Raw genomic sequence first — 7240 nt, 5'->3', positions numbered from 1 at the left:
GCTTGTTGTGGTGACGCCAGTGGCACGGCCATCGACGATCATGACCGTAGCGCATCCAGCCTCGGTGACAAGCTGACCGCCACGCGCCACGAATTCCGCAATCAATATCTCGATCAGCGACGGCAGATCGACCCAGCCTTCGCCTGGGTTGAGGATCGCGCCCTGAGGGGTGACCGCGCTGGCATCTATGCCCAGGGTGACCGACGCTATCGCATCTGACGACAGATGCCGCGCATCATAGCCGAGGTGTTTCTCATGGGCGAAGACATGATCGATGATCGAATGCGGAAAATTATAGGTGGGAATCAAGACGCTTACGAAGTCCTCATCGACCCGCCGTCGCACCGTGGCGGTCACCGCTACCAGATCCCCAATGCCAATTCTCGGCGCCATGGAATGGGTCTGGAGCGGTCCCGGCTTCATCAAGGGATTGCTAATATTCGGCTGGAGGCGCAAAGTTTCTTGACACATGAGGCTCTTTTTGATCGCGCTCGCCGTCGCTCACAGCTGGTATACCGGCTACCATGATCCGGTCACCGGCTATGAATGCTGCGACGATAAGAAGGATTGTAGGGTCATCAGCCCGCGCTATGTCGAGCCGCTGTCGGGCGGCGATTTCAATATCCGCACAGGGTCCAAGAGCCGATATTTCATCCCCAAGAACCGCGTCCTTGAGAGCGAAGACAGCCAATATCACATCTGCACGTCGCCCCCGAATATGACCATCCGCTGCTTCTTTGCGCCGCACACCGAGGCCAGCCGATAGGGAATGTCGGACAGCGGCCGGTGGAAACGCGCTAGTGGGGCTCTGTGCCGCGCGCCTCCCCCGATTGTTTGCGTCAGCGTGCAGGAGTATGCTGTTTCGCTCCCGAAAACGGCAAGATTTTCCAGGAAGAACCAATGTTAGCCTCCGACCTAACGAAATTTATCGAGCAGGATCATCTGGCTCTGGATGCCTTCGTAAAGGGCGATCCTGAGCCCTTGAAAAATCTCTACTCGCGACAGGACGACGTCATTATCGCCAATCCCTTTGGTCCGCCGGCGAAGGGATGGAGAAAGGCCGCAGAGATCATGGAACGGGCCGCCACCAATTACCGGGACGGCAAAGTCACCGGCTTTGATCGCATCTCGGAGTATGCGACGGCCGACCTGGGATACATCATCGAGGTCGAGCGGTTCCAATCCAAGGTCGGTGGTGGCAACAAACTGGTGCCGATTGCGCTTCGAGTCACCACCATATTCCGGCGGGAGGAAGGCGGGTGGAAGATCGTCCTTCGTCATGCCGATCCGATAACCTCGGCACGCCCGCCGACGTCCGTTGTCGGAGAGTAGAAAGAGCGCGCTGGAATTCAGCGAAGGAGCAAACGCTGCGCTGGCCTCGTGGTGTGAGGTCGTGATCTAGGAATCTGCCCAACCAACGAAACCGGCGTGGCGCGAGCCGACGATCTAAGCAGGAGGAAGAAGGCCGGCGTCACTCAAGAGGGAGGTTGCTGAATTGGCGCCGGCCAGACGGTCCAATACGGTCCAATCAGGTCCGCCGCGCCGCAAGACATAACTGAGTCTTGACGCCGCAATGGAGGGCCACTCTACCACTAAGCAACAACCTCTAGCGGCTACTAATGTTCCACTGCGCGGTATCACCATATGTTATGTAGGTCGGTCAGAAACGTGCTGCCCTTGCCATTCATCGACACAGCGCGGCGTTGGAGCGCCGCCAGGCTAATGCCCGCGCGCAACAAGCCAACCAGATACTAGCCGGGTGAGTGGGCCCATGATCACGGCAGCCCAGGTAGCGGCGCGCTCTCGGCGGTCTTTGCATTCTTGACGGATCATATTTTGCACTTCTAAGCAACCATGTGGCGTCAGTATCCAGCTGTTAAGCTGAGACGATTTTCTCCACATTGGGCTGTCCGCGTAGCCAATCGACATATCGAGACGATCCGCCTTCCGGATCAGTCGCCGGGTTTTTATCTCCGCAATCTGTTCATAGTATATCAATGTTTCCCAGTAGTGTCGGTACTTGAGCTTTTCCCGTTGCGCAGCCGTGCAAGCATTTGCCAGGTCGATCTCATAGGCGTAGTCGAGTTCCCTGACGGTTCGCCGGTACGCCGCAATCTCCAACAAATCTTTGATTTCTATTTGTATCGTCATATGACCGCCCCACGCCGAAAGAAAACGTTACGACGTCATATGACGTTCAGTCCATTCCACTACTTGGTTGAGTTCACAGTCAAAAGAACTAGACAGCGAGTAGCATGGCGTCGGACCATCTGGTTCTGAAAAGCTTCGCCTCGCCAAAAGCCGCCCCCGAACGGCGCAAAGGCATAGTGGTCTCGACAGCAAGGCTGGCTAAATAGGTGCCCGCGGAGGGGAAGGCGAAACCCAGCTTCAAGGACCGTTCAGTAAAAACTGAGCGCGGACTTCTTCTGTCTGCCCGACCAAAGACGGTAATACTGGGCACCACCAATAGGATTAATTGCGTCTTTGCTAAAAGGCCCTGTAGATTGACCGGCGCGGGTGCGTAGCGTAAGCCCGCTGGAATGGCCGGTGCGGTCCTCACGTCCCCGGAGGGCTGCCCTCGCACCGGCCATTTCCGTTACGCTCTGGGTAGCGGCGACAATCGGGGGTTGATCTAAAGACTGATGCGCAACCAAGCCCGTTGATGCCTGTGGGATCACCGAGACTCTCCCTCCGCGAGGGAGAGCCGGCCGCGCGGTTCAGATCAGAATTACGCTCGATGTCAGCTCGAAATGTAAGACCGATCAAATCCGGCCGTTTTGATCAGTCCCGCATGGTCATGCAACTCGACCACACCATTGCGGAATGAAGCCAGTCCGCTTTCTCGCAAATCCTTCAACACGCGACTTACATGCACAGCCGAAAGCCCCAACGCATCGGCCAACTCGGCCTGGGTCAGCGGGCATTCAAAGCGGTCCGGATAACTCGTTGCCGATCGATGCGCTCGGCAGCCCAGTTCAAGAAGAAGATGGGCCGTGCGTTCCACAGGTCCCCGTCTACTGACGCCTGCCAGATGTTCCGCAACTCGTGAGTGCCGCCTTGCCTCAGCCAGCAGGATGGCCTCGCAAATGGACTGCGGATAGCGCGAAAAACAAGTATGGGCGGGACCGGTCAACTCGATCGCGGTCACATCGGAAAGAGCCGTTACCGTCTCGCCGCCTTCTCCAGAGAACTCGATCAAGGCAATTTCGCGAGGGAGCGCAAAATCGACGATGAGACGCGAGCCATTCCGCAACGTTTTGCCGAACGCCGCCCACCCCGCAGTCATAACCAGGATCAAGGATCTGGCCTGATGCGCATCCGCAATCGTCGTGTTCGCCGGATAGCGGCGGCGCACAGCCCCCGGCAGTACAGAGATCCCCCTTTCCCAACTCGCATCAGCAAGGGTAGGTCCCCTCGCCAATCCAAGCGCCTGCTTTGATAAGTTCATTTGTTCTGAATAACCCCAGCCAGATCGCCCCGCCGATCACATCGAACTGGAAACCAACAACTACATAAAAAGTTCCATCTATCATTTCATCCGAATGTCATTGCACTATACCACCTTTGGGGACAGCCTTACCACCTTGTGCGTGATATTGGGCAAAGACGGCGCGGCGCACTGCGCGCCATCGACGCAATGCGACGATCCTTGTGAGCGCGGAACCTTCGCCCGGTCGGCAGTGACTGTCTGGCCGTCGGCAAGGATTTTTGGAGGCCGGCAGGATCTCGTTTGTATTGCGTGCGCGGCATACCGGATCGTGATGAAAGTCGGATCTAGCCTGCCGGTCAACCGAACGAAGCTCTTACAATCCACCTATCGGATCGGTTTCGGAAAGTTGCCGTGGGCCTGCCAGCAGCAGCCGATGGCATGTTCTACTCGATCGGTGTCCATGAGTCGCCGTCCTCGGTGGCGAACTATGAGCCGGCCACGGTCACCCAAGGCAGGCCGGTGATTGGAGCGGGCAGCGTCCGCTCCACGTCAAGTCGCCTTCGTTTCGTTTTCGAGCACTCAGGCCATATCTGCGCCCACCATCATGGGACGGAATCCGTGCGCCACGAATAGGCGATTGGCTTGGGGGTAGGCGATACTCAATAAGGCCAACTTGGTAAACCGTTTTGGGTAAGCCTCCAAGTATTCATGCGTATATTCCCGCCTTTTTGTGAAGTGTCCCGGTTCAGGCACGTCTGTTACCCTGAAAGCTTGTCGCGGCTTGCAAGGCGGCGCCGGCTCCGCGTTGGAAAGACCGACAGCCCGTGGAAACACAAAGTCGAATTGACCGACGGGTTTGCTGGGATTGGCTGGGCGAAGGGTGGGAAAGTGGCATATTTCGAGAGTTCCACTTCCGCGATCAGAGGGCTTACCCAGCGGCGGGAGACCAGCCTCGAGGCTAATCTCAATTTGCGAGAAGTTCTCAGATTTTACGGACGCCGCTGGAAACTGATTGCGGTGGTAGCAGCCGCTTTGACCATAGCCGCGGTTGCCGTCGCAACGAATATTTCATCAGCCTTCACCAGCACGGCGAAACTCCTGCTCGAACAGCCAAGCGCGAGTCCGATTTCAACGGATTCGCCGGCGAGCGCGTTGACGTCCGATTCTTCGTTTATAGACAGCCAGGTGTCTGTTCTCACCTCCAGCACGCTACTGGAACGTGTCGTCCGCGACGCCCATCTGTTGGACGATCCCGAATTCATTAGTGATGAGGAGCCGTCGCTCACGGACAATATCCGGGCGAGGGTCGCTGATTGGTTGAAGGTGTTTGGGACCACCGAGCCTATCGAGCACCAGCCAGTCACGGCCCTTCCCGACCTGTCATCGCGAGCCGTGAGCCGATTGCAGGACATGATCGAGGTGTGGCGAGAGGGCCGTTCTTATGTGATCGACATCGCGGTAACCTCAGGCGATCCCGAAAAGGCAGCCTTGATTGCCAATGCCGTAGCCGAGGGCTATGCCGAAGATCAGCTTCAGGTTCGCTATCACCATGCCGGACGAGCGTCGAAATGGCTCACAGAGCGGATCGCTGCTCTGCAGACGCAGCTCAAGAACGCTGAAGATGCGGTCGAGGAATTCAAGACCAAAAACAACCTTGTCTCGACCAGAGCCGGCACGTTGACGGAACAACAGCTCTCGGAATTGAACCTGCAACTCATTGGCTCGCGCACTGAGCTCGCAGAGAAGCGTGCTCAGTTCGAGCAGGCTCAAAAGCTCCTCGCCTCCGGTGGCGATCTCGAATCAATTCCGCAGGTGCTAGGCTCAGAGGTCATCAAAGCCTTGCGCACGCAACACGCCGAAGTGACACGCCGGGAAGCGGACCTAGTGTCGCACTATGGCGCACGCCATCCCGAGGTCAGCAAGGTCCAGGCAGAGCGACGTGATGTGGAATTCCAAATCTCGAGCGAGGTCAAACGCATCGTCGGTAACTTGGCGAACGAGTTAGAGGTGGCGGAGACGCGCGAAGCTGCACTGGCCTACTCGCTTGGACAGGCGACCGGCCAGACCGCGGCAGACAATCAAATTGCCATCCAGGTGCGCGAACTGGAACGGATCGCTAATGCCAACAAGGCCCTTTACGAAGCGTTCCTGTCGCGTGCCAAGATGGCCGACGAAGAAAAGACCTTTAGCGACAGCGGCGTCCGGATCATATCGGTGGCCTCGGTTTCCGAAACGCCGAGTTATCCTCCGAAAAAGGTCATTATTCTCTTTGGCTTAATCGTCGGTCTCGGCCTGGGCACCGGTGGCGCGCTTGCGCGAGAGCTCCTTAATGCCGGATTCGCCACGACGGGCCAAGCGGAAAAAGATCTGGGGCTGCCGATCCTGGCTTCTGTCCCGAAGCTCAGCGAGCCGAAGATGCCAGCGATCCGCGGCCAACACTCCACACAGCCGGCGCTGTTCAGGCTGGAACCGAGATCCGGGTACAGCGAAGCTATCCGAAGCTTGCGTCACGCATTGCTCGACGATGTCGACCAAGGCCGCGCCCCGGTCATTCAGATCACCTCCGCCGTTGCGGGTGAAGGCAAGACAACCACCGCCATCAACCTCGCGATCTCGGCAGCTTCCGCAGGATATCGAGTGCTCATTGTCGATGCGGATCTGCGGCGCAGCGGCTTGACGAAACATTTTTGCATGTCCGATTTGCCCGGTCTCGTCGACTTGGTCACTGACCTGCGGCATCTGCCGAGCATGGTCCGTTTTGACGATGCCACGGCCACTTATGTGCTGCCTGCCGGCAAAGGAACGCTCAATCCGTCCGATCTCCTAGGATCGAGCCGCATGGCGCGCTTTCTCGGCTCCGCCCGTAGATCATTCGATTTGGTGATCGTGGACTCGCCGCCAATCTGCCTGATGGCCGATGCGCCTGTGCTGGCAAAGCATGCGGACCTCGTCGCTCTTGTCGTGAAGTGGAACAGCACCCCCAGAGAAGCCGTGGCAGACGCGCTGCGCCGATTGAATGGCACGAAGGTGGCCGGGATCGCAATGACGATGATCAATGAAAAACAGGCTGCGGGCTATGGCGACTCCTATGGTCCGTATGTCGCGATGTGACCGGCGGTGTAGCGGCGTCTACGTCCTGCCTCCAATGAATATGGGTGTGTCATGCTTACCAGTCATCAGCTTTCATATGAGTCGATAGAAGTCAGGAATACGGAAGGGCAGGCTGCTCGCTGGTACGCCGTCCACACGCAGCCGCATGCGGAAGAAAACGCGTTGCGTCATCTGGAACGGCAGGGCTTCAGGGCTTTCTTGCCGCGCCGGATCCGCACCATTCGGCATGCACGGCGCGTGACGGTGGCCAAGGAAGCCTATTTTCCGAGTTACCTCTTCATCGCGCTCCGGCTTGAGCGCGATCGCTGGCGCTGCATCAACTCAACGGTCGGCGTGGAACAGGTGTTGTCGGCATGCGACCGACCTTTGCCATTCCGAATAGGGCTTGTGGAAGCATTGATGGCAGCTACCGGTCCGGACGGCATCCTGCGGCCAAGGGAGATTTTGAGGCCGGGCCAGACGGTGCGCGTTTCAGATGGAGCCTTCGCCGAGCAGATTGGAATACTGGACAGCGTACAGAGTTCAGGAGCAATCCAAATACTTCTTACCATGATGGAACGGAAAGTCTCTGTTCAGTTGTCGAGAGAACTTATCAGAGTAATTTCTTGACAAACATTTGACTGTAAACTAAACTTTAGTTTGTTGTGGTAGATTCAAGTTTCACCGCAACTGCGGTAGCGTTAGATATTGCGATTGTTG

At 57.4% G+C, this 7240-nt stretch carries 6 protein-coding genes and 1 pseudogene; 4 read left to right on the top strand and 3 right to left on the bottom strand.

Translation table 11 applies throughout. The annotated features are described in order from the left end of the window. Nucleotides 1–393: pseudogene (locus NKG99_RS30755) on the bottom strand (hypothetical protein); the annotation flags it as partial. Between the two features lie 88 nt (nt 394–481). On the opposite strand from NKG99_RS30755, the gene NKG99_RS30750 reads away from it, so the two are divergent. Continuing rightward, complete coding sequence (locus tag NKG99_RS30750) at nt 482–766, top strand: hypothetical protein (RefSeq protein WP_352870817.1); 285 nt, start codon at nt 482–484, stop codon at nt 764–766. 134 nt (nt 767–900) lie between these two features. Next, nucleotides 901–1332, top strand: coding sequence for a YybH family protein (locus tag NKG99_RS30745; protein ID WP_352872973.1), 432 nt, complete (start codon nt 901–903; stop codon nt 1330–1332). Nucleotides 1333–1719: 387 nt separating this feature from the next. Here the strand turns inward: NKG99_RS30745 and NKG99_RS30740 are convergent, their stop codons facing one another. Then, nucleotides 1720–2151, bottom strand: coding sequence for a hypothetical protein (locus NKG99_RS30740; protein ID WP_352872971.1), 432 nt, complete (start codon nt 2149–2151; stop codon nt 1720–1722). Between the two features lie 589 nt (nt 2152–2740). Then, entirely contained in the window at nt 2741–3448 is a 708-nt protein-coding gene (locus tag NKG99_RS30735) for a Crp/Fnr family transcriptional regulator (RefSeq protein ID WP_352872969.1), read from the bottom strand. 825 nt (nt 3449–4273) lie between these two features. Here NKG99_RS30735 and NKG99_RS30730 point away from each other — a divergent pair. Continuing rightward, a complete protein-coding gene (locus tag NKG99_RS30730) occupies nt 4274–6541 on the top strand; it encodes a polysaccharide biosynthesis tyrosine autokinase (RefSeq protein WP_352872967.1) in 2268 nt (755 codons plus the stop codon). 51 nt (nt 6542–6592) lie between these two features. Continuing rightward, nucleotides 6593–7150 (top strand): transcription termination/antitermination protein NusG, encoded by a 558-nt coding sequence (gene nusG / locus NKG99_RS30725; protein ID WP_352872965.1) that lies wholly within the window; start codon nt 6593–6595, stop codon nt 7148–7150. Nucleotides 7151–7240: the final 90 nt, after the last annotated feature.

It is taken from the genome of Mesorhizobium sp. M1409 (genome assembly GCF_040317535.1).
Classification (GTDB): domain Bacteria; phylum Pseudomonadota; class Alphaproteobacteria; order Rhizobiales; family Rhizobiaceae; genus Mesorhizobium.
Note: the sequence above shows the minus strand (reverse complement) of the source record. Positions and strands in the feature narration are given on the sequence as shown.